General features: G+C 42.5%; 22 protein-coding genes. 9 read left to right on the top strand and 13 right to left on the bottom strand.

Going from position 1 to position 23,657, the window contains the following annotated elements; genetic code table 11:
* Nucleotides 1-47 precede the first annotated feature (47 nt).
* The 3 genes from G3T18_RS15285 to G3T18_RS15275 all read right to left on the bottom strand — a co-directional run bounded on the left by G3T18_RS15285 (nt 48) and on the right by G3T18_RS15275 (nt 3,259).
* Nucleotides 48-1,268 carry a URC4/urg3 family protein gene (locus tag G3T18_RS15285; protein ID WP_224411431.1) on the bottom strand — a complete coding sequence of 407 codons (1,221 nt, stop codon included), beginning with the start codon at nt 1,266-1,268 and terminating at the stop codon, nt 48-50.
* 223 nt (nt 1,269-1,491) lie between these two features.
* Nucleotides 1,492-2,760 carry a GTP cyclohydrolase II gene (locus G3T18_RS15280; RefSeq protein WP_224411430.1) on the bottom strand — a complete coding sequence of 423 codons (1,269 nt, stop codon included), beginning with the start codon at nt 2,758-2,760 and terminating at the stop codon, nt 1,492-1,494.
* A gap of 10 nt (nt 2,761-2,770) precedes the next feature.
* On the bottom strand, nt 2,771-3,259 hold the full coding sequence (locus G3T18_RS15275; RefSeq protein ID WP_224411429.1) for a GNAT family N-acetyltransferase: 489 nt from the start codon (nt 3,257-3,259) through the stop codon (nt 2,771-2,773).
* Between the two features lie 162 nt (nt 3,260-3,421).
* On the opposite strand from G3T18_RS15275, the gene G3T18_RS15270 reads away from it, so the two are divergent.
* Nucleotides 3,422-3,631: a type II toxin-antitoxin system TacA family antitoxin gene (locus G3T18_RS15270; RefSeq protein WP_224411428.1), complete on the top strand. Its 210-nt coding sequence runs from the start codon at nt 3,422-3,424 to the stop codon at nt 3,629-3,631.
* Between the two features lie 310 nt (nt 3,632-3,941).
* Here G3T18_RS15270 and miaE read toward each other — a convergent pair whose 3' ends face one another.
* The gene (gene miaE / locus G3T18_RS15265; RefSeq protein ID WP_224411427.1) at nt 3,942-4,535 is read right to left on the bottom strand and encodes a tRNA-(ms[2]io[6]A)-hydroxylase; all 594 of its coding nucleotides are present in this window, start codon (nt 4,533-4,535) and stop codon (nt 3,942-3,944) included.
* Between the two features lie 408 nt (nt 4,536-4,943).
* On the opposite strand from miaE, the gene G3T18_RS15260 reads away from it, so the two are divergent.
* The gene (locus G3T18_RS15260) at nt 4,944-5,687 is read left to right on the top strand and encodes a metallophosphoesterase family protein (protein WP_224411426.1); all 744 of its coding nucleotides are present in this window, start codon (nt 4,944-4,946) and stop codon (nt 5,685-5,687) included.
* Here the strand turns inward: G3T18_RS15260 and G3T18_RS15255 are convergent.
* Nucleotides 5,682-6,539, bottom strand: a complete 858-nt coding sequence (locus tag G3T18_RS15255; RefSeq protein WP_224411425.1) for a M48 family metallopeptidase — start codon at nt 6,537-6,539, stop codon at nt 5,682-5,684. The genes G3T18_RS15260 and G3T18_RS15255 overlap by 6 nt on opposite strands.
* Before the next feature lie 238 nt (nt 6,540-6,777).
* On the opposite strand from G3T18_RS15255, the gene G3T18_RS15250 reads away from it, so the two are divergent.
* Entirely contained in the window at nt 6,778-7,305 is a 528-nt protein-coding gene (locus tag G3T18_RS15250) for a DUF4330 domain-containing protein (protein WP_224411424.1), read from the top strand.
* Nucleotides 7,306-7,371: 66 nt separating this feature from the next.
* On the opposite strand, the gene G3T18_RS15245 is transcribed toward G3T18_RS15250, so the two are convergent.
* A complete protein-coding gene (locus tag G3T18_RS15245) occupies nt 7,372-8,271 on the bottom strand; it encodes an alpha/beta fold hydrolase (RefSeq protein ID WP_224411423.1) in 900 nt (299 codons plus the stop codon).
* A gap of 576 nt (nt 8,272-8,847) precedes the next feature.
* Between G3T18_RS15245 and G3T18_RS15240 the strand changes: the two genes are divergently transcribed.
* Nucleotides 8,848-9,411: a hypothetical protein gene (locus tag G3T18_RS15240; RefSeq protein WP_224411422.1), complete on the top strand. Its 564-nt coding sequence runs from the start codon at nt 8,848-8,850 to the stop codon at nt 9,409-9,411.
* A 13-nt stretch (nt 9,412-9,424) separates the two neighbouring features.
* Complete coding sequence (locus G3T18_RS15235) at nt 9,425-10,387, top strand: hypothetical protein (RefSeq protein ID WP_224411421.1); 963 nt, start codon at nt 9,425-9,427, stop codon at nt 10,385-10,387.
* Here the strand turns inward: G3T18_RS15235 and G3T18_RS15230 are convergent.
* A complete protein-coding gene (locus G3T18_RS15230) occupies nt 10,384-11,820 on the bottom strand; it encodes a D-alanyl-lipoteichoic acid biosynthesis protein DltD (protein ID WP_224411420.1) in 1,437 nt (478 codons plus the stop codon). The two genes, G3T18_RS15235 and G3T18_RS15230, sit on opposite strands and share 4 nt — an antisense overlap.
* A gap of 186 nt (nt 11,821-12,006) precedes the next feature.
* On the opposite strand from G3T18_RS15230, the gene G3T18_RS15225 reads away from it, so the two are divergent.
* Nucleotides 12,007-12,690 carry a polysaccharide deacetylase family protein gene (locus G3T18_RS15225; RefSeq protein ID WP_263480433.1) on the top strand — a complete coding sequence of 228 codons (684 nt, stop codon included), beginning with the start codon at nt 12,007-12,009 and terminating at the stop codon, nt 12,688-12,690.
* A gap of 819 nt (nt 12,691-13,509) precedes the next feature.
* On the top strand, nt 13,510-14,649 hold the full coding sequence (gene rpoD / locus G3T18_RS15220) for an RNA polymerase sigma factor RpoD (RefSeq protein WP_224411451.1): 1,140 nt from the start codon (nt 13,510-13,512) through the stop codon (nt 14,647-14,649).
* Between the two features lie 158 nt (nt 14,650-14,807).
* Here the strand turns inward: rpoD and G3T18_RS15215 are convergent, their stop codons facing one another.
* The 6 genes from G3T18_RS15215 to G3T18_RS15190 all read right to left on the bottom strand — a co-directional run bounded on the left by G3T18_RS15215 (nt 14,808) and on the right by G3T18_RS15190 (nt 19,660).
* Nucleotides 14,808-14,957, bottom strand: a complete 150-nt coding sequence (locus tag G3T18_RS15215; RefSeq protein ID WP_224411419.1) for a chlorophyll a/b-binding protein — start codon at nt 14,955-14,957, stop codon at nt 14,808-14,810.
* A gap of 211 nt (nt 14,958-15,168) precedes the next feature.
* A complete protein-coding gene (locus G3T18_RS15210) occupies nt 15,169-15,348 on the bottom strand; it encodes a hypothetical protein (protein WP_224411418.1) in 180 nt (59 codons plus the stop codon).
* 174 nt (nt 15,349-15,522) lie between these two features.
* Nucleotides 15,523-15,927 (bottom strand): hypothetical protein, encoded by a 405-nt coding sequence (locus G3T18_RS15205; RefSeq protein ID WP_224411417.1) that lies wholly within the window; start codon nt 15,925-15,927, stop codon nt 15,523-15,525.
* Between the two features lie 163 nt (nt 15,928-16,090).
* A complete protein-coding gene (secF, locus tag G3T18_RS15200; protein ID WP_224411416.1) occupies nt 16,091-17,053 on the bottom strand; it encodes a protein translocase subunit SecF in 963 nt (320 codons plus the stop codon).
* A gap of 13 nt (nt 17,054-17,066) precedes the next feature.
* Nucleotides 17,067-18,473 (bottom strand): protein translocase subunit SecD, encoded by a 1,407-nt coding sequence (gene secD, locus G3T18_RS15195; RefSeq protein WP_224411415.1) that lies wholly within the window; start codon nt 18,471-18,473, stop codon nt 17,067-17,069.
* A 203-nt stretch (nt 18,474-18,676) separates the two neighbouring features.
* On the bottom strand, nt 18,677-19,660 hold the full coding sequence (locus tag G3T18_RS15190) for an alpha-ketoacid dehydrogenase subunit beta (protein WP_224411414.1): 984 nt from the start codon (nt 19,658-19,660) through the stop codon (nt 18,677-18,679).
* 320 nt (nt 19,661-19,980) lie between these two features.
* Between G3T18_RS15190 and dnaK the strand changes: the two genes are divergently transcribed.
* Together dnaK and G3T18_RS15180 are read left to right on the top strand one after the other, a co-directional pair.
* Entirely contained in the window at nt 19,981-22,182 is a 2,202-nt protein-coding gene (gene dnaK / locus G3T18_RS15185; protein ID WP_224411413.1) for a molecular chaperone DnaK, read from the top strand.
* Between the two features lie 144 nt (nt 22,183-22,326).
* On the top strand, nt 22,327-23,310 hold the full coding sequence (locus tag G3T18_RS15180) for a DnaJ C-terminal domain-containing protein (RefSeq protein WP_224411412.1): 984 nt from the start codon (nt 22,327-22,329) through the stop codon (nt 23,308-23,310).
* Nucleotides 23,311-23,657 lie beyond the last annotated feature (347 nt).

Genomic DNA, 23,657 nt, shown 5'->3' with positions numbered 1-23,657 from the left:
GTCTGGTGTAGAGACTTTGTCGGCAATATCTCTACCAATTTTCCTCTTTAAAATACAGTACCGTCGCTTTTAATTTCTAGGGGAGAAATGCCATTTTCTCTTAATTGGTTAGCAATACGTCTTCCTGCACTCCACGTACCTCCTTGCAAGACTTTGACTAAAGGTAATTCTGCTGGACTCATAGCTAATTTTTCGCGCATTCTGGCAGCAATTTTATCGAGTAAAATTATTGTTAAAGCACGCCATTCAACTATTATATCTGAACTGGGTGGATGTGCTTTACTAAAAATACTCTCTTGTTTAGCTTCTACTAATCCTAAGTCGAGACATAAACCGCCGTTTCTATATTCGGCGAGTCCGGTTAATTTGTCTAAGTCGGTAATAATTAATCCTAACTCTTGTAAAGGTTCGAGGAGTGAGTAGGTTAACCATTGAGAAAGTTTATGAAAGGGAACGTAATTATTTCCTGTTAAGGCGGAATGTTGCCAAACGTCGCCTAATGTTACGCCCCCGATTGTAACTCTTCCTGTCCAAATCTCTCCTAGGCTTTCTAAGACGGTAGTTAAGACTTCAACTGCACTGATAGCTGAGTTATTTTCTTTCTTTTCTAAGAGGTAGTTAACTAAGTTTCCGGGACGAGGATTATCTTCGCCAAAATATTGCGGATTTTTGCTTAAAACTTCTCCTAAATGCTGGAGTAATTGCAGTCTTCCTTCTAAGCCAACTAGAGGATTTTTTTTGCTAATTTGTAATCCTTGAGTGAGGGTTTCTTTGCTTAATTCTTGTAAGCCTGTGGCGTTGGCGCGGCGATCGCGGCTACTGGAAAATAAGCCTTGACAAAACATCCAAAAGCTGCTTACTGCTAATCCTTCGGAACGACGAAAGGTTTTACCTGTTTCTGCTTCTTGGTAACTCCATCGGGAACCAGCCCCAGCGTCTAGTAAGACGCTGACGATCGCTAAGTCGAATTTTACCTTGGCTTTCTCTACTGGTGTCAACCTGGATAATTTTTTATTCAGTTCCTCTAAACGTCTGACTCCACCGACTTGAAAGTGTCGCCAACGACTGTGAAAAGGTATTTTTAGATCGGGGTAGTTTTCTTGGGTTACTTCGATAACGTAATCTACTACTTTGTCAAGTCGATCTAGTTGCACGCGAAAGTATTTCAGTCGATCTTCACAGGATAACTGAAACAGGCGATCGCATTGTTCTCGGATCGCTGCTGGGGTTCTTAAATAGGCAATTAGTTTCTCTTGGTTTTCGTTCAAGGCTTTTACGCGATTTTGCTAAAATGTAGCAAGTTATACTTTTTTTCTAAGGGTTGACATGATATTTTTTATAATGGGAATATGACTCGTTTTAAATAGATATCGCTATTTCCATTATAAAAAATTCTCATTTAAATTATAAACTAAGTCGATAATTAATTCAACCTATAAATAAAGAGCAAGTTTGGCAGTTAAAAATCATCGTTAAAATGCCTTCTAGTTGCTAATAATCAAGCAAATCTCGCCCATAAATTTGCGTCAGGGTAAATTCATCAGGAACCGTTTCCTCAGTGTAATATCCGGCGGCAGTTTTCGCAGCAATTTCTACTTGAGCATCTTCAGGAATATAATGGGGAGGAATTGGCACTCTTTGGCTAATTTCAATTCCCGATTGCACGATCGCCTGATACTTCATGTCACTCATGGAAACAAAGCGATCGATCTTGGTAATTCCCAACCAATGTAACACATCAGGCATCAATTCTTGAAAGCGCATATCTTGCACCCCAGCCACACATTCCGTGCGAGTAAAATAAGCATTCGCGCGATCGCCACCTGCTTGTCGCTTCCGAGCATTATAAACCAAAAACTTGGTTACTTCACCTAAAGCTCGTCCTTCTTTACGAGAATAAACAATTACCCCAGCCCCTCCCGCTTGTGCAGTTTCCGTACAAACTTCAATTCCGTGGATTAAATAAGGACGACAAGTGCAAATATCAGAACCAAAAACATCGGAACCATTACACTCATCATGTACTCTAACGGCTAAAGGTTTACTTCGATCGGTAATTGCCGCTACATCACCAATAATATAAACCGTAGTTCCGCCAATGGGAGGAAGAAAAACGTGCAAATCAGGACGAGTTACTAATTCGGGAAACATTCCCCCAGTTTGTTGAAAAAGATTCCGACGCAAAACACTTTCTTCTACTTGTAAACGCTGGGCAATTCCCGGTAAATACCACACCGGATCGATCGCCACTTTTGTCACCGCTAAACTACCACCTGCTTTCACAATTACGCCATCAATTTGAATATTTTTGTGGGCGACAGCATACTTAATTTCTGGTAAATTAATTTGGGCTTTAGTAACAGCAATTGTCGGGCGAATATCATAACCTTGAGCGTACAAGTCTTGATAAACTTCACCAACAACAGCACCAAAAGGATCGAGAGAAACAATTTTATCTGGATCTCCCCAACTAGGAAAAGGACCAATATGAACTATCGGCGAAGTATTAGTTAAATCCGCCCGATGATCGGGTTGCAATGCACCACTAGCAACTGCTAAAGCACGATATACTCCATAAGAACCAGAGTGAGTACCAATAACATTTCGATGTGCAGGATTGACTAAACTACCAATAATTGCACCTCGTTCAATCGGGTTTATTTTTCCCCAGTTAACTGCGGGAGATTTCGATCCAGTTTTACCTGGGTGAGAAGTTAAAACAATGTGTCGTGGTTGAGAAGGCTTGTTGTCATTTGTCATAGGTTGTTAATTATTCATTCAATAAAGTTTTGAGATAAACGCGATCGCAGCGCTTGGTTTCTACTCCGGTTGCTGGTTGATAACCGCTACTTTCGTATAACTTTACAGCTTCTTTTAGCACTGAAGCAGTTTCCAACCAAATTTCTTTGTAGCCACGAGTAGCGATCGCCGCTTCCAACTCTTGCAATAAATATCTACCCAGTCCTTTACCTCTAACTGTCGGTAGTAAATACATTTTACGAATTTCTACACCATTTTTGCCCCGATTCACCGGATAATATGCCCCAGTCCCGACAATTTTGCCATTTTGTTCGACTACCCAAAATTCACCATCACGCTGAAAATAACTTTCTTCTACTGCTAATACATCTCGATCTGCACCTAATGGTTCCCAACTTAAATTATATTCAGCTAATACCTCAGCGATAACTGCTGCGGCTGCATCGCGATCCCCTTTTTGCCAAGTTCTAATTAAAAAATCTTGATAATATTTATTCATTTTTAGCTTTCTCCAAAAAAGGCGATCGCGATTATCTCACCTCTTCTCCTAATTGAGATTCAGAAATTTTTTGTCTAAATTCCGCAACTTTGATTCCCTAACTTGCACAGTTTGTTATTTGTATTACAATTGTTATACAATAGATGGGAGTATATTTAGACTATGTCTAATAAGGTTTACTTTAAGAAATCTGCCCAACAAATTGCAAAGAGCGCTCGTTTGGAAGCCCGAATTACTCCAGAACAAAAAGAGCTTATTAATTTAAGCCGACGAGACCAAGAATTTTTTGCAGAAGCATTACTTAATCCACCAGTTCCTAGTGAAAAACTGCGTTCTTCTGCTCAACGCTATAAAAAGCGGATGGGTAGATAGCGATCTTAGTTGTTAAGTAATAAAAGCTTTGCGATCCTCTTCTTTGTACTTCAAATAACAAAAGCCAAAAAGATTAATGGCTTTCACAATCGATTTAGGGTATTACTATTAATAGATTAAAGTGCCGTCACCTGATTCAATTAATTATACTATAGAGCCGCTTAGTTCTCGACACAAAAGTCATAGAGCGGCTTTTTGTTGCGATGTCGAACCACTAGATCGCTATTTAAAAGAGCAAGCGTCACAAGATAAAAAAATGTTTGCTTAGATTAAGCTCTTCACAAAGCAACTTAAGGGCAAGCTAAAAAAACTAACTGTGAACTCTTGGTTCAGGATAAAGATTAACGAGGATTTCGCTTTCAACGATCGCTAATTCATCCAAACGTTTTTCGAGCACATCGCGGTCAAAATAACTATCCGCCAGTAACCAATAAACGCCATAATGACGAGCCTCTGATGCCATTAAACCATGATAAAATTTAGCCAACTCTGGATCGGGACAATGAGCAGCAAGTAAACCGAGACGTTCGTGAGAGCGAGCTTCAATTAAACTAGCAATCAAAAGCGAATCAAGCAAACGATCTGGTTCTTGGCGACGCATTTGGGCTTTAAGAGTAGCACCATAAGGAGGAGCATTCAAAGGAGCTAAAGGAATACCCCGACGTTCGAGCCATTGATTAACCAATTCGTAATGTTCCAGTTCTTCCTGCGCCAAACGAGTCAATTCTCGCACCAAACGAGTATGAGCAGGATAGCGAAACATAAAATTGAGTGCCGTCGAAGCTGCTTTTAACTCGCAGTGCGAGTGATCTAGTAAAATCAGATCGAGATTAGCGATCGCCTGCTCCACCCAAGCAATACCGGTAAACTTTTTGAGAACATTAATCTTAGTTACTTGTTTCATAAATGTTTTTAGCCAGAAAATATCGATCCAGACAACTCGAAGATTTTACCTAGCTTGCCACCTGAATTCCCCACAAACCGGAATTGAGTCAACTGAACTTGTTTCTAAGCAATAAAGCCACTCAAATGAACATTATAAAGTGTTTCTAGCTAGAAAATACCGATCCAGCCAACTCAAAAATTTTACCTAGCTCGCCACCTGAATTCCGAGAAATGAATTCCGAGAAAACCGAAATTGAGTCAACCGAGCTTGTTTACAATCAATAAATCTATCAAATGAACATTGGAATGGAAAAATATTCGGTAATACTGGGAATAAGATCGGCTTTTTCCGCAGTAAAGGCTTTTTAGCAACCCTAAAGCTGAAACAAGCCAGTTTTTGGTGCAACCAAGTGTGAGTAAAGAAACAATGACCGACCGCAAAATTTTTATTGGAGACGTACATGGTCACTATGATGCTCTGATGAGCTTACTGGAAGCGATCGCTCCCGGTAAAAACGATCGAGTATATTTTTTAGGAGACTTAATCGATCGTGGTCCGAAAAGCGCTCAAGTCGTCTCCTTTGTCATTGAGAATAAATACCAATGTCTTTTGGGAAACCACGAAGAAATGTTACTCCTAGCTAAAGAAGACCCTAGTAATGCGACGCTGCAAGCATGGCTTTATAGCGGTGGTAACAGTACGATGAAAAGTTATGGTCAAAGAGGCATTCCTGAAGAACATATCGAGTGGATGAAAAACCTACCAATCTATCTCGATTTAGGAGATGTCTGGTTAGTTCATGCGGGTGTAAACCCCAATTTACCTCTGGAAAAACAAACCTCCGACCAATTTTGTTGGATTAGAGATGAATTTCACAGTAGTAAAAAACCTTATTTTCCGGACAAACTGATTATTACCGGACATACAATTACCTTTACCTTACCAGGTGTAATCCCAGGAAAACTCGCCCAAGGCGAAGGCTGGCTTGACATTGATACAGGAGCCTATCATCAAACTAGCGGTTGGTTAACGGGTTTAGATTACACTAACGGCGTAGTTTATCAAATCAATGTCAAGCAGTTGCGATCGCGGAAAATGCCTCTCTCAGAAGCAATAACTAAAGTCAAGCCCCAGAAAATTTTGCCTCGACGTTTACTTCTAGGATTATAAAAGCGAACGGATTTTAGCTTGATAAGCTTGATTATTTAAACCTTCACCTTGGTTAGCCATAGCGGGGTCAATTTCTCTTTCTAAAGCTCGAATGCGATCGGATGTAGCTGGGTGGGTACTCAAAAAAGCTGGTGGAGAACCACCTTGTCTTTGGAGTTTTTCCAGAAAGGCGATCGTAGCTGAAGGCGCATAACCCGCTTGCCGCAACATTTCTAGTCCGCTTTGGTCAGCTTCTAGCTCATCTTGACGACTGTTAGGACGACTATAAGCCAGTTCAACCCCAATTTGTACCGCCCGACTTTGTTCGAGTCCCGCCGCCGAAAGTACGCCTTCAGCCAACGCCCGTTGACGCAGTTGTTCTACTGAATGCCGTCTGGAGATATGAGCAATTTCGTGAGCAACTACACTGGCTAATTCGGCTTCGTTATCTGCGGCTTTAATTAAACCAGTATGGATGTAAACAAAGCCACCCATTGTTGCAAAAGCATTAATACTGTCATCTTTAACCACTTGAAAAGTGTAAGGAAGTTCCGGGCGATCGCTATATTGGGCGAGTCGTTGACCGATTTGGTTAATATATTCGTTAATTTGGCGATCGCTTACCAGTTCTACTCTACCGCTTTCAATCAGTTGCTGATTGATTTGCTTCCCTAGCTGAACTTCTTGACGGGGAGAAAGATTAGAAATTTGATATATTTGCACTCCCCGTAAAAGTAATTCAATCCACGAGATTGCTTGAGAAGGCTGAGGAGTTCCCAGCCACAAGCTTAAGGCTGTTACCACTGACAGGAGTCCGTAAAGCCAGCGTCGTTGTTGTCTTCGCCACACAAAAGCAGAAAATTGTTTTAACATAGATTTTTTAAGTAAAAAACTTTTGTCGTTGATTAATCTCAGAACCACAGACGCAATTTTTAAGTTGGATGTTGCCATGCCAACTGAATCTAGATCTATTTTGCGCGATCGCTTATTACCTCCCCCAAAAATTTTGCCGATCCAGAGTAAAAGTTGTGGTAACTTAACAAAGTTGATACGCGATCGCGATCGATAAATTACTTTTCTTGCTCAACAACTCAACCCAAAATCAGGAACAATGAAGCTTTTAGATTCTCAAGGACGGCTATTCGGCAAAGTAAGTCTTCTCGATCTTGGTGCTGCTGCCGTAATCTTTTTAGTCATCATCGGGATTTTTGTCTTTCCGGGTACTCCTGTCACTTCGGTAGCTCAAGTTACCAGTACCAAACCTATTGAAGTAGATGTGATTGTTCGAGGTTTAAGTGTTCGCAACCCAAAACAGTTAATCAGTCAGTTTCAAGAAGAAAAAAAGACTAAAATTATCATCCGCAATCAACGTTATGGGGAAGTTGATGTTCTTGCGGTTCAACCACTACAAAAACAAGTTATTGTGCCTCAACCGGATGGTTCTGTCAAAGCTTTACCTGACCCTCGAACCTCGGAAGATTCCTATAGCACCAATATGCTTATGACTCTCGGCGGTCAAGCTCAAATCACTCCCGATGGGGCAGTTTTGGGCAATAATAAAGTTAAAATTGGCACGACGATTGAGTTAGAAGGTTCGACTTACAATTTCAACTCTAGTGTTATTGACGTGCGCTATTAAAAACGTTGGTAAAATAGATGCGATCGCTTGGGGATTGAAGATTATCGTAAAAATCATTGTAAAAATTTACGAAAGTAAGTTCAAATAACGACGAATTAAACCAATCGTCACCGCAGGTGACTCAAGTTGAGGAGTCAAACCTACATCATCAAGCTGTTGGAAAATCTTAATCGCTTCGGGATTAAGCGCTGCCAACCGCTTCCCAATTTCTGGTCCGGTAAACTGGGATTTTTGCCCCCAAATAATCGCTGTCGGAGTAGTTAACTGAGTAACATAATTTGCCAAATCGAAACACAAATCGCCCCGCACGAAAGAAAGAGCCGCATACTGAGCATTAGGTTGGGTTGCCGACTCCAAATAAGCCTCAACAATTTCAGGATAAACTCTTTCCGGGCGAGCAAACTGACGATTTTCCAAAAAAGAGCGAATTCCACCAGCCGTAGCTACCCCAGTATAGTAAAGAACCTGGTCGAGAAAAGGCGTACTTACTAATTGAGCAAAAAAGCTGCGGGTGTAATCTTCCCCGAAATCAGACAAACCTGCGGGTGTAGTCAAAATCAAACACTTGAATAAATCGGGACGTGAAATAGCTACCCTAATCGCAAAAGCTGCCGTTAGCGAAGATGCTACTACAGGCAGAGGAGTACGACAAGTTTGTTCCATAAACTCCGAAATAGTCGTAAGATAATCATCAATTTGGTAATTGCGCTCCGGATGCGCCGATCGCCCCCAACCAATCAAATCGGGTGCTAAAACGCGATACTCACTCGCAAAAGCTGGATAAACCTTTGACCATTCATAAGCCGAAGAACCGCCACCAAAACCGTGCAGGAACAATAAATCTGGGTATGCTTCACTCTCAACATTCGCACTATCTCGCCAAGGCATTTTAGTTGGCGTGTAATACACCATCGTTCCCAAAGAAGTCATTACAGAGTGGCTTTCTACACCAAGTGGTAATTTCATAGTTCTTAATTTTTCCTTTGTTGAAAAAAAATAAACCGACGAACTTTTCATCAGCGATCGCCTCAGCTATCATCTCTAGAAAGCGGGAAAAAAACTTCTCACTAGAGATTGATTTTTAATACCGCAGCTTAATGACTTTGAATAAAAAGATTTGATAAATAAATTTTCCCTTGATTTAAAGGTTTGATGAATTTTTGCCTCGACTCAAATAGCGACAAAAGCTACAAAAGACCAGCTAGAAGATGATTAAGCTTCAACCTACCAATTTTAACCTCAGAGTAATCCCCTAGTAGTCAACTGTGAAATTAGCGATAATTACACTGAACGCGGTTAAAGTTAAGCTGAAGTTATGTAAAAAATAAAAACGATCGCAATCAGGGCAGATAATTTATCAGCAACAACTGTAATGACTAATCTTAAAATAATCACAGCTTAACCTTAATCAGCAGAGACTATTATAATTAACAAGAGTTGCACGATCGTGAAAAAGTATGTCAAAAAAATCGGGTAAGAGGAACTGTTAATCTGAAGAAGATTGACAGCATCCACACTAAAGAGTAATGCCAGGGCAAAGTTATGGTAACTAGAAGTAGTTTTTCAGCCAGTGAATCCTCATCCGAGCGAGCGAGTTGGGATGAAGAAAAAGCAGTATTGGTCAACCCTTGGCGAGACACAACTGAAAACGAAGCCAGTCTACCAACGATCAAACCCAGTCAGCTCAAGTTGAATTTGGAAGACTTGAGATGCTTTGAAGCGATCGACAATCAGTTTAGACCTTGGGGAATCAGTTTCAGTAACGCGATCGCCCTTCAACCTTCCAACCAAGCTTATCCTCCCCATACTGGAACGATAGTTTTAATGGGCGCTCCAAAAAGCGGTTGGATTGAAGCAAGTTTTTCAACGCCAATTCGTTATTTCAAGTGTTATGTCACTTGTTCCCAGCGTACCGTTCTCTCAGCTTACGATCGCGAAGATCGAGTTGTCGCCCGGGCAGAAATCCCCGGACAAAATTTAGCAGGCTCCGATTCTCAAATCGCTCCTAACGCTCCACTAGAGGTAACTGCAAATAAAATCACTCGCGTCACGATCTACGCCTTTGACGGTCAACTTACTATTGATGACCTCAGCTTTGCTTTTTAACAGTTATGATTTTGTGACACCAAGCCTGTATCCTAGTAGCAGACCATTACTGACTGGGAAAATAATCAGATCGCGATCGAGCAAGGAAATCCCCGTGGCACAGGCGTTATTTTGGTGGAAGCAAATTCTCAACCTCAGTTATAGCTCTTCCCCACAGTTAAAATTCAAAAGTAGAGCATTGAAAACTTTTTCTCGGCTTTGTTCCCCGAAATACGGGCGTAAAGGACGAGCATCTAAATCTGTTCGTCGGCGAAGAGTAAATCTAACCAAGCCCTGGAAACGAAACTCTTTAAATCAACTTCGTAGTTTGACTATTTGGCTAATTTGTCCGCTCGCCTTTGTTGCGATGCTAGTTTGTAACTGGAAATTAGCGATCGCGACTGTGGTGGGGATCGCAATCATGTTACTGGTTTACTCACTGCAAAATTCAAACTGGCGCATTTCTTGGTCAGATTTACAGCAATTTTTGCGTAGTTCCCACGGAAAACTAACCCTAGCCGTCGGAAGTGGTGGATTAGCAACAATAACTACTTACACCGCGACTTGTCTGTGGATACAAATAGAAAACCGTTGGTTAGCTACAGGCGCAATTTTGCAAGGTTTTGGCACTTTAATTACCCTAGCCCTACTTATTTGGCAAATTATCGCTCGTCAAATTTATCGAACTGAAAGAAACTTCGAGCAACTACTACAAAACTTAACCCAACCCGATCCCCTCAAACGCCTGATTGCCGTACGTCAGCTAACTCATTTCGTTACCAATATCAAAACTAGCGATCGCGATCGCACTTCTGTCGCTGAATATTTTCGCCTGATGCTCTCCCAAGAGCAAGAAATTTTCATTCAAGATGCAATTTTAGAAGGACTTCAAGCGTTAAACAAAACTGGTTCGATCCCCAAAGATTCTCAACCACTTCAGATTCCAGTTAATCTCAAGCATCGTTTCCACCATCAGGAGTTGGAGATTGTTGATTAGGGATTGGTGATTGGAAACTGAATTTCCGGATGAGTAGCCAATTCGCGAGCAACCGCAATTGCTCCGTAGCGATTGAGATGACTAGGATCTTGAAAATAGCTGTTTTCGTCACCCCACTTGCTCAGCAAATCGATAAAAGTAAAGCCTTGGGTATCAGCTTGTTGCTGCATCCACTGGCTAAATTCTTCTTCGTAAGCTAAACGTATTTCGTCGAGATATTCGTTAGATAAAGGAATATTGACGAAAACTAAAGGAATGTTGTGCTTTTTGCTATGAGCGACGATTCGGTTAAGAGCCGCAGTTTGTTCGCCATTTAAATTGAAATTGAGATAATCTGCGTCATAATTACCAGGTACGCGAGAATTCTCTTGGTAGTAAGTGGCAGGATCGAAACGAGTCTCGATCGGTAAAAATCCATTGGCATTAGTGCCGATTATTTCCGCAGCCAAGGCGATCTTGCTAGGTTTAGGTAAAAAAGTTGCTGAAAGGATAGTTTCGCGCAAAGAAGGGCTAAAAATAAGCTGCTGAGAGGACTTTTGGCGAGAATAGGAGCGATTGGGCGATGATCGCGAAATTGAGTTGAAGGGAATTAAGTCACACTCAGGGTTAGTTAAATCTGGTTCAATTGCTAGTTGAGGACGAATTCCGGCGCTTAAAGCTTGATAGCCTCTAGAAGCAACAAGTCCCTGATAAGTTAGGTCTTTTCGTCCACTGTTAAACGAACGCAAGCCATCCGCCCAAATAATTAACTTGGGCTGCCGATCTTCGGGAACTATTTGCCGCAAGATCGCGTCCACCACTTGAGTAGTCGCACCATTGATCCCAAAATTAAAGATTTTTAAACCTTCCCTTCCCTGAGTAGCTAAGTCGTACTCCAGTTGATGAGGATCTACCCCTTGTACAGCGCGAGAACTACCAACAATTAAAATATCTGGCGCTCCCATCGCGGCGGTGTACGACAAATACAATAACAGTTGTTCGTCGAAAAATTGACTGTTAAAACTCTCAAAAGGCAGTTGCTGACGCACTCGTGCAGCTTTGAGTTGAGCGATCGCTAAATTATGTTGATATTCGCTGACTTTTTGCTCGGCAAAAGCTCGTTTGGGACTAGATAAAGAAACAGCCTGCATTCCTTCAATTGCTTGAATCCAGCGCAAAATAACTAAATTCCAATCTTGAGCAGTTTGTGCCGATCGCGCTAAATTTTCAGCAAGGAAAGCTTTTTGTCTGGCTTGCTCGAAATTATCTCCGAAAGAGCATGGGGCGATTGATTCGGAAGCGTCTGCGGTTGGGGAAGATGAGCGTTTCGCTTCTGGTTTTTGAGCGATCGCTAAAATCTGAGTCAAACCAGCAGTAACAGCTAAAATAATTGTCGCGATCGCTGCGCCGATTTTCAGGGAAGCAGTTTGGCGGAAAAGGCGGTATTGTGGCATAGTGCTTATTTGGCGTTACCAATTACAGCAGAGACAGTAATCAGTGAATGACTTTTCTGGGAAAAAAGACTAAAGAGTAGGAACTAATAACTAAAAATGGCTCAGGAGAAGGTAAAATTCGTCAGCAAGATTGTCATTTATCGCTAGCATCAGCATTGGCGTCCGAGATTAATCTTCAATTCCGCAATGAATAAATCAAAAATCCAGTTTGCGAACCTTTATCCTCTGTTGTATCGCATTCTCAAACCGACTTTCCCTAATTGTCTGTGGAGGGGTTCTCCTGATGTCCCAGAAATCGCTCTTACCTTTGACGACGGACCTCATCCGGAGTATACACCTCAGCTTTTGCAGGTACTGGATAAATACCAAATCAAAGCCAGTTTTTTCTGGTTAGGAATTTGTGTCGAGAGGTATCCGGCGATCGCCAATCAAGTTTACGATCTCGGTCATTGGATCGGACTCCACGGCTATCACCATCGCTCATTTCCCTTACTCAGTGCTGAAGAATTAAAGCAAAGTCTCCGCCAAACTCAAAACGCGATCGCCAAAGCTACTCCTCTCGATCCTAACCAAATTCGCCATGTCCGACCTCCTAACGGTTTTTTTACTCCTCAAACCTTGAAATTACTACATTCCTGGAACTATCGTCCGGTGATGTGGAGTGTAGTTCCCGAAGATTGGGTATCTCCTGGAATACCTCTAGTTGTCAAACGAGTAATGCGACAAGTACATTCTGGAGCGCTCATTGTTCTCCATGATGGTTATTATGGAGGACAAGATGTTGCTGCTACTACTGCTGAGTTGATTCCACAACTATTGCAAGAAGGCTATCGCTTTGTTACTCTCCAAAAGTTCTGTCACCAGCATTAATCCTTGGTTTTGAGAGTAAGGAGTTTTTTTTCTACCCAAGGACTGAAGCTTTTTTAACTTATTCTCTCAAAAATCAACCCGCAACCAAAATATTTTGCTAACGTAGTGGTCGGGTAGAGAAATCACAATCGTACAAATGTTCTCTTACCTGAGTTAAACAACTAAGTTTAACAAAAAAATTGTTACTGGAGGCTGTCGTTTGTGGTGAAATTAATTAAAATGGCTGAAGCTATCAAAACTAATTATCTGACGATGATTAGTTTTTAAGACTATAGTGGAAGCGGTTAATGAGAGAATGGCAACAAACTTACCTAGTAATTATTGGCGCGAACCAAAGAGCTAGAAGAGTAATTTAGCTCCTCAAGCTCTAATCGAGCGGTCAATCGAAACTATAAACGGCAAGGCAAAAAACACATTAACCAAAATCCAAGTAACAACGACATTGTAGTTGGGTCTAGCTATAACCTATTTTGAGGAGAGCGATCGCTATGGGTGTGTCAACTCAATCAATCATGCAGATGCCCTTGAATTTGGCTCCTACATAAAAAATTAAACTAAGAGCCTCACCCCAATTTTTGTAAGAAAGGCTACAATCGGAAAAGTCTTCTAAAAATTTTCTGGCACCTTAACACGCATATGGCTAGCATCTTATTCATACTCACAGCTAGGCAAAAAAATAAATCAATCTAGTCAGTATTTGCTAGTAATGTCTGGTGTTAAATGGTTAGTAAACAAAGACAAAAAAAACAACTGCTCGTAGAGGTGCATCGAGCGACACAATCTTCTGGTATTGAACTGAAGGAGCAAGAGGAAAAAGGCATGACGCAAGCCAACAACGTACTCGCAACTATTACAGATACTCAGAACGAGTTAGAAATTTTAATTGACGATGATACAGATGGACTGGATCGAGAGGAATTACTCGAAGCCTCAGTAGCCGCAGAGGTAGCATCGACGAATCGAAAACGGAAACTTGCTAATAATCGTCGTCGAGAGCAAAATAAAAAGAAACCTTATACTGAAGACTCAATTCGCGTTTATCTGCAAGAAATAGGTCGCATTCGACTTCTCCGTGCAGATGAAGAAATTGAACTCGCTCGTAAAATAGCCGATTTACTGGAATTAGAGCGCATTCGTGAAAGACTTTTCGATCGCTTAGATCGCGAACCAAGCGATCGCGAATGGGCTTCAGAAGTAGAAATGGACTTAAATCAGTTTCGCCGTCGTCTTCACATCGGCAGACGGGCTAAAGATAAAATGGTTCAGTCCAACCTCCGTTTGGTGGTTTCCATTGCTAAAAAGTACATGAATCGCGGTTTATCTTTTCAGGATTTGATTCAAGAGGGTTCCCTAGGTTTAATCCGCGCTGCTGAAAAGTTCGATCACGAAAAGGGATATAAGTTCTCTACCTACGCTACTTGGTGGATTCGTCAAGCAATAACTCGCGCGATCGCCGATCAGTCTCGCACTATTCGTCTTCCAGTTCATCTGTACGAAACTATTTCCCGAATTAAGAAAACTACGAAAATTCTCTCTCAAGAAATGGGGCGTAAACCCACAGAGGAAGAAATCGCTACTCGTATGGAAATGACCATCGAAAAACTGCGATTTATCGCTAAATCGGCTCAACTTCCTATTTCTCTGGAAACCCCCATCGGGAAAGAAGAAGATTCTCGACTCGGAGACTTTATCGAAGCTGATGGCGAAACCCCAGAAGACCAAGTTTCCAAAAATCTTCTTCGCGAAGACCTCGAAAATGTCCTCGATACTCTTAGCCCCCGCGAACGAGATGTTTTGCGCTTGCGTTATGGCTTAGATGACGGACGGATGAAAACTTTGGAAGAAATCGGTCAAATTTTTAATGTCACTCGCGAACGCATCCGCCAAATTGAAGCTAAAGCTTTACGCAAACTTCGCCACCCAAATCGTAATAGCATCCTCAAAGAGTACATTCGTTAGCAGAAATCCTGAGTAAGAATGTTAGTAAATAGTAGGTATTTTTTTCTCCCTACTATTTACTATTTTATTTCCAAAAAAAAGCTGGCTTTCTTTAACGAAATCCAGCTTAAAAATGCGAGATTGACAAGATCTAGAAACGAGAGAGATTGTTAAATAAATTACATCAAACCCCAAAAATGGAGTACGCCTTGACCAGAGATTAACTCGACGATCAATGCAGCCGCAAAGCCAATCATTGCTAAACGACCATTCCAATTTTCGGCTTGAGGGGTGAAGCCAAATTTAACATCGTTGCGGTTATCTTCCATCGTTTGCTCTCCAGTTAATTAAGTTTTGTAAAGTTGCTCTGTAAATAAATGTAACTAAAATTTGCGAAAATGGCAACTATCTGGTCACAAAATTTTCACTGAGCATAATTTGTTCAGGAAGGAGCTACCAAAAACCACCTAAAACCGCCAAAAACTAAGGTACAACCATGGAAATTGCCCCTTAGCTTCTATTTTTTCAAAAATTGGACTATTAGCAGCCCAAAGCTTTTTCTGGTGGAGGAGATAACATTTCTCTAGTAGCAGTTTCTTGAGAAAAATTATCAACTTGTTCGAGTTGAGCTAATAAAGTTTGCGCTTCAAGATCGCCTCGATCGGCTTGTTTATGAAGATAAGCTTTAATTTCTGCGACTATAGTATCGGGAATATTCATATTTCAGTTATCAGTGAGCAGGTACCCGCATCTACAAATTACCAGTTAACAGTGAGCACGTACCAGTTTATCTCCTAGTTCCCCCAAGTCCTCTAAATCCCCCTCTTCCCTATTCATAACTCATAACTAGTCACTGATAACTGATTACTGTTCGCTGAAAACCCCAGCCCCCAATCATAGCCGCGACTGACAAACCCATTTCCACAAAGGATGAGTTGGACCTTTAGCTTGAATTTGCCTGACTTTTTTTTCTAATTGTCGTCTTTCTTGAGGAGGAAGTCCAAAAAGAATGTTACGACTTTGCCAAACCAAGACAGCAGTAGTGATCCCGAAACAAAAAGCAAGAGAAACCGCCGCAAGTCGATTGTAAGCCAAACCATAACGCACGGCTGCCCAAGTAAAATGTTCCAGCCACAGGGAAATTTCTTCCCGCAGTCCCCAAATACCCAAAGGAGCAAAAATCAACCAGGATAAACCAACCACTAACCACCTACCATAAACTGTCAGTCGATGTAATCTTTCGACTTTTCTATTCAAGTCAGGATCTATATTTTGAGGTTGGTGTTGAAGGTTTGTCATCGGTAGTCCAGAGGTAAGAGATAATTAGTAATAGCTAAGAGGTAGAATTATAAGTTACTATGAGGATGAATTTACCTACTATTGTAATAGTCTTTGTTTAGACTTACGTTCTACCTCTATACTGCGATTACTAAGCAATAAAATTTTTCAATGCCGATCGCAACTAAGTTTCCTCATGAGGTTGACTATCAGCAAAAGCTACTCTTTCTTTACCCTGACGTACTCTCCACCAAGCCAACAAAGTGCTACCAACAAAGATACTGGAATAAGCACCGAGAATAAAGCCGATAATTAAGGTTAAAGCAAAGAATTTCAAAGTTTCGCCGCCAAATAAAGCAATAGCTATCAATGGTAATAAAGTTGTCAGAGTAGTATTAATTGAGCGGCTTAAGGTTTGATTGACAGCGTTATCGACAATATCAGTAATAGAATCTTTGGGGTTTTCAGCAATTGTTTCGCGAATGCGATCGTAAATTATCACAGTATCGTTAACAGAAAAACCGATAATTGTCAAGATAGCAACTAAGAACAAACTATCAACTTCGACCCCAAAAACCAAACCAAAAATAGAGAAGATCCCCGCAGTAATAAAAGCGTCGTGAAATAAAGCAATAATTGCAAACAGAGCGTAGTCAAACTGAAAGCGGAAGCTGAGGTATACAATAATACCGAAAAACGAAACAATCAAAGCTAGAATACCAGCAGTAAAAAGTTCTTGACCGATCGTGGGACCGACTGTTTCGATCTGAGTTGTTTCGGGGTCAAATGTGCCGATTTCTTCGCTTAAAGCTGCTCTTAACTGAGTGCGTTCGTCAACATTTAAAGTTTTCGTACGAATTGAAAGAGTTTGCTTATCTTCACCAATAACTTGAATGCTGCTATTTGCCAAATCTTGTGCGGCTAAAATATCGCGAACTTGTCCAGAATTAATCGGTTCATCGCAGTTACCAGCAACCGAACAATCTCGTTCTAACTGTAACCGAGTTCCGCCAACAAAATCCAGCCCAGGACGTAAAGGTGCATTAAAAGTGAACCAAGAAATCGTCATTGCGATCGCGCTAATTAAAACAGCGATCGCCGAAACTGTCCACCACAGTCGTTGCTGCTTAATAATATTTAACTTCATAATTTCCCTCTGACTATGATTTTGCACTCCGATCGAGATTAGGACAGAAAAGTTCTGGTTTTTGGCGCACTCCAGGTAAAGTTAAAACAGTCAAGAGTAGCAAAGTACGACTGCAAGTGAGAGCAGTAAACATACTTACTATGACACCAATTGCCAAAGTCAAAGCAAAACCCTTAACCAAACCCGATCCCAACCAAAACAAAGCAGCACAAGCAATCAACGTCGTCACGTTACTGTCTAAGATACTCGAAAAAGCTCGATAAAAACCCGACTCAACCGAGCGATATAAAGTCTTACCCGAACGTAATTCTTCACGAGTACGCTCAAAAATCAGCACATTTGCATCAACTGCCATACCAATACTGAGGATAAACCCGGCAATTCCTGGTAACGTCAAAGTTACGCCAATCAAAGCAAAACAAGCTAATGTTAGCAAAGTATAGATCGCCAAAGACACATCAGCAATCAACCCAGGCAGTCGATAATAAACCCCCATAAAAATTAAGACTAACACCAAACCAGCCACAGCAGCATAGATACTGCGCCGCACGCTATCTCGTCCGAGAGTAGCACCGACAGTGCGGTTTTCCACTACTTCCACCGGGAAAGGTAACGCACCACCACGCAACTGCACAGCCAGATCGTTAGCAGTTTCGAGAGTAAAATTACCAGTAATTACTGCCGCACCACCAGTAATTCCCGTTTCCGCAAATTCGGGACCCACATTCGGAGCGCTAATCAAATCATTATCGAGAAAAATACCCAAACGGCGACCAGTACCAGCGACATTTTTCGTTAATTCAGCAAACTTATCTCCACCTTCAGCATCGAAACGGAGAGCAACTTCCCAACTATTACCACTTTGAGTTGGTTCAGCGCGAGCATTTTCCAGATTTTGACCAGTCAAACCCACAGGTTGAAAAAGTTCAGCCAACTGCTGATTGATTGTATCCAGAGATGCGGTAGTTTCTTCAATTTCCTCTAAATTGTCTTCTTCACCCGATCGCAATTGAGCCAGTTGAGCTTGTAATTGCTGTTGAATAGTAAATAAAGCTTGAAAATCCCCTTCCGTATTAGGTATTTGTTGGCGAAACTCAAGCTGCGCTGTTCCCCCAAGGACTCTTTCTGCCTGTTCCGGGTTACTTACTCCTGGTAATTGTACCAAGATTTTATCTTCACCTGCGGTTTGAATCAGTGGTTCCGATACGCCTAAACCGTTAACCCGATTTTCCAAGACTCGTTTAACAGCAACCAGATTTTCCTGATTAATTTCCTTACCTTCAACAGGCTTCACCTGAATTGTAAGCTGTGACCCTCCCCGTAAATCCAGCCCTTGGGGAATTGGTAGCTGAGTTAAGAGCGCGATCGCCCCTACCACCAAGACTATAATTAGGGCAATTAAAGAACGCTGTTTTTCCATTATTTGCTATTTTTACTTTGTTATTCGTCGTCATGGGACTGGGGAGGAGGGGACTGGGTTCAGTTATCAGTGAACAGTTATCAGTTTATCCTCCTTGTCTCCCTCATCTTCCCCCTCTCCCTTGTCCCCCTTGTCCCCCTTGTCCCCCTTGTCCCCCTTGTCTCCCTTGTCTCCCTCCCCCAAATCTCCCAATCCCCAATCCTCTAAACTCGTAACTGCATCATTTTCTGGACAGCTTCGACAATTTGCTGCGGTTGCACAATTGTCAAGTTTTCCAGAGTACCGTTGTATGGTGTGGGAATATCTTGAGAAGATAAGCGCAAGGGTGGCGCATCTAACTCATCAAAAAGTTGTTCATTGATTAGCGAAATCAGTTCCGCAGCAATTCCGCCAGTTTTCATGCACTCCTCGACAATAATAACTCGATGAGTTTTGCGAATCGACTCACCAATAACATTCATGTCAAAAGGTTTCAGCGAGATTAAATCGATAATTTCTGGATCGTAGCCTTCCTTTTCCAATTGCTTCAGCGCTTGGAGGACATGATGGCGCATTCTAGAGTAAGTCAGAATTGTCACATCTTTACCAGAACGGACAACTTCTGCTCGATCTAGAGGTAACAAATATTCCTCTTCAGGTAAATCTTCCTTGAGGTTATAAAGCAAAACGTGTTCAAAAAACAGTACCGGGTTATCGTCACGAATTGCCGCTTTCAATAAGCCCTTGGCATTATAAACAGTCGAACAAGCAACGATTTTTAGCCCAGGAACCGCATGAAAATAAGCTTCGAGTCTTTGGGAGTGTTCCGCCCCCAATTGACGACCTACGCCTCCAGGACCGCGAATCACCATCGGGATCTTAAAATTACCACCAGAGGTATAACGCAGCATTCCAGCATTATTAGAAATTTGGTTAAAAGCTAGCAGCAAAAAGCCCATATTCATGCCTTCGACAATCGGACGCAAACCAGTCATTGCCGCACCGACAGCCAAACCCATAAAACTATTTTCCGCGATCGGGGTATCCAAAAGTCGCAATTCGCCATATTTTTTGTACAGGTCTTTGGTTACTTTATAAGAGCCACCATAATGACCAACATCCTCACCGAGAACGAAAACAGTGTCGTCGCGCGCCATTTCTTCGTCAGTAGCTTCACGCAGAGCGTTGAAGAAAAGAGTTTCTGCCATCCTTTGCTCACCAGTTACAGCAAATTTTTATCGTATCACTAGCAGCAGCAGTGAGTTGTCTCAACACGATAAGATATAGCTAGAAAAGGAGTTAGAAGCTTTCTCTCTCAACCGAGATCGAGTTTCACTCTAAAAATTGGCAGATAGAGTTTCCCCTACTTCGGGGCTGAGGCTAACTAAGCAAAAGATATACTGTAAAGCTACAAGCAGATGAGTAGGTAAGTGAGCGATCGATTTCTCTATCGGTAGCTGCTAATTTAAATCCTGACTCGAATTATTATTTTGAAGTAAGCGGGGCAAGTTGCGGAGAAAGCAAACGCATGGGCAAAGTAGTCGGCATTGACTTAGGGACAACCAATTCAGTAGTAGCTGTCATGGAAGGCGGCAAACCAGTGGTAATCGCTAACTCGGAAGGGATGCGGACCACGCCTTCGGTAGTGGGCTTTAATAAGGATGGAGAACTGGTAGTTGGGCAAATGGCACGACGACAGGCGGTTCTCAATCCTCAGAATACTTTTTATGCGGTGAAGCGCTTTATTGGTCGTAAATATGCTGAACTTAGCCCGGAATCAAAGCGCGTTCCTTATACGATTCGGCGTGATGAGGTGGGCAATATTAAAGTTAGATGCCCTCGCTTGCGTAAGGAATTTGCGCCGGAAGAGATTTCGGCGCTGGTGTTGCGGAAGTTGGCTGAGGAAGCGGAGCGTTATTTGGGGGAACCTGTAACGGGGGCAGTAATTACCGTACCTGCTTATTTTAATGATTCTCAACGACAGGCGACGAGGGATGCGGGACGAATTGCTGGTTTGGAGGTGATGCGGATTATCAATGAGCCGACAGCAGCGTCTTTGGCTTATGGGTTAGATCGTTATGATTCGCAAACGATTTTGGTGTTTGATTTGGGTGGCGGAACGTTTGATGTTTCGATTTTGGATGTAGGGGATAGTGTTTTTGAGGTTAAGGCGACTAGCGGCGATACGCAGTTGGGTGGGAATGATTTCGATAAGAAAATTGTCGATTGGTTAGCGGAGCAGTTTCTGGAAACTGAGAAAGTAGATTTACGACGCGATCGCCAAGCTCTCCAACGTCTGATGGAGGCGGCGGAAAAGGCGAAAATTGAGTTGTCGGGTGTGAGTGTTACGGAAATTAATCTGCCTTTTATTACTGCTACGGAAGAGGGTCCGAAACACATTGAAACGAAGCTAACTCGCCCTCAATTTGAAAGTTTGTGTGGAGATTTGGTTAGTCGTTTGCGTCGTCCGATTAAACGGGCGCTTTCGGATGCGGGGATTTCTCCGGTACAAATTGATGAGGTGGTTTTGGTGGGCGGTTCGACTCGTATCCCGATGGTACAAGAACTCGTTCGCAGTTTTATCGATAAAGAACCGAATCAAAATGTGAATCCTGATGAGGTGGTTGCTGTGGGTGCAGCAATTCAAGCGGGAATTATTGGTGGTGAGGTTAAAGATATTCTCTTGCTTGATGTTACGCCTTTGTCTCTAGGTTTGGAGACGATTGGTGGGGTAACGAAAAAGTTGATTCCGCGCAATACGACGATTCCTGTGCGACGTTCGGATGTCTTTTCGACGGCGGAAAATAATCAAACCTTGGTAGAGGTTCACGTGCTGCAAGGGGAACGGGAAATGGCGGCGGATAATAAGTCTCTGGGTAAGTTTAAGCTTACGGGAATTCCGCCAGCACCGAGGGGACTTCCTCAAATTCAGGTGGCTTTTGATATCGATGCTAATGGGATTTTGCAAGTTACGGCTCAGGATAAGACTACTGGGCGCGAACAAAGTATTATCGTTCAAGGTGCTTCGACTTTGAGCCAGGGTGAAGTTGAGCAAATGATTCGCGAAGCGGCACAATTTAGTCGTGCTGATAAGGAACGCCGCGAACGAGTGGAAAAACGCAATCGGGCTGGGGCTTTGGCAGATCAGGCTCTCCGGCGGTTGAAAGAGGTAAGTCTTGATTTTGGGACTCAGTTTGCTAGCTATTATCGCCGTCGGATTGAGGCTTTGGTTGAGGAGTTACGCAGTAGTCTGGAATTAGATGACGAACGCCGCATCGATCGCGCGCAATCGGATCTTGAAGATGCTCTTTATGAGTTAAATCGAGAGGTTCGGTTGCAGTATCAAGAAGAAGAAGACGATGACTTTTTTGGTTCGATTCGTCGTACCTTTACGGGTGAAAGAGAACCAGAACCTCCTTATCCCTCCAGAGGCGGTTACGATCGCCCAGGCGATCGCCGCTATTCGGGATATGATGACTACTATGGTGAGAGAGAAAGTCCTCGGTATAACAATAATTCCCGTCGCTCTCCGGCAGATTATCCCCCTCGCTCGGATTATCCACCTCGCTCGGATTATCCACCTCGCTCAGATTATCCCACGCGCTCGGATTATCCACCTCGTTCGGATTATCCCACGCGCTCGGACTCTCCGCCGCGTTCCGATCGCCGTCGTCGTTCGGATATCCCTTATCAAAATGATTGGGATGAAGAAGATGATGATTGGTTCTAAAAATACACCAATAAATTTTTCGACGGTTTATCCTAGCCTTCGACAAGCCGCCAGTTATTTGCTTGGTAGTTGGGAAATAAGGGCAAATTCTGACTTCTAGCCAAAACTGTCAATGCGGATACTGATAAGATCGCACCTCTTGTTATGCAAAACTTTCGGAACTACTACGAAATTTTAGGCGTTTCCCCAGAAGCAAACGTTCAGGAAATCAAAAAGGCGTATCGGAAATTGGCGTTGCGCTATCATCCCGATCGCAATTTGGGTGATAAAGCTGCCGAGGAAAAGTTTAAGGCGATCGGTGAAGCTTATGAAGTGCTTTCCGATGAAAGTAAGCGATCGCTCTACGATCGCGCTAGTAGCTATTGGCAGCAGGGCGCTGGTAAGCGTAAAGTTGGTAAGGGCTTTAGTTTCAATCGAAATGGCAAAACCACTAGCCAAGGCGATTTTAGTCAGTATGGCGGGGATTTTAACCGCTTTGTCGAAGACCTCCTGAGTCGCCGCGCAGAGGGCGGTGGAGCCACGACAACCGTCGAACGACCCCGGACTCGTCCGACGAATTGGGAGAGCTATCGTCCGGGAAAAATCAAGGTTGAGAAGGCGATTAATCCTCGCCCTGCCCGGAAAGATGTGGAAGCGAGATTAACTTTACCTTTAGAGAAAGCTTACCAAGGAGGGAGAGAAAGAATCCGTCTCGAAGATGGGCGATCGCTGGAAGTGGATATGCCTCCTGGCATGGTCAACGGGCAACAAGTTAGACTAAAAGGTCAAGGTATGGCTGGTGGCGACTTGTACCTGAAAATTACCGTTGAACCCCATCCGATCTTTGAATTACAAGGAGCCGACGTATATTGTCAAGTGCCGCTCACACCTAGCGAAGCTGTTTTAGGGGGAGCAATTGAAGTCCCAACCCTCGATGGTTTAGTGAAAATGAAACTGCCCCCAGGTGTAAAATCAGGTCAGAGATTGCGCCTAGCGAATAAAGGTTATCCTCGCGGTGGTAGTCGCGGCGATCAATTAGTAGAAATTCAACTTGCTATTCCTGAAGAAATTACCCCCGAAGAAAAGGAACTTTACGAGAAAATTCGTACTATTGAAAAGTTTAATCCCCGTCAAGATTGGTTGCCATAAATTAGCTTCAAATTTTGGCAAAATTTTCTAGTTAATCTCGCTAGAAAATCAGGATCGCTAGCAAATATCAAGGTATAAAAAATTATATTACTGCTTCAAATTATTATCACCTCTCCCCCAACCCATCTCCTACCAAGAGAGGGAAGAATTTAGTTAATTAGTAAGATATTAAAGCTACTAATTACTCCCCCTTCCCTCGGAGGGAAGGGTGCTGGGGGGTTAGGTTAGACAACGTTACTGCTTCAAATTATTATCACCTCTCCCCCAACCCATCTCCTACCAAGAGAGGGAAGAATTTAGTTAATTAGTAAGATATTAAAGCTACTAATTACTCCCCCTTCCCTCGG

The sequence above is a fragment of the Oscillatoria salina IIICB1 genome, from assembly GCF_020144665.1.
Taxonomy (GTDB): Bacteria; Cyanobacteriota; Cyanobacteriia; order Cyanobacteriales; family SIO1D9; genus IIICB1.
This window is presented reverse-complemented; position numbering and strand designations above follow the sequence as displayed.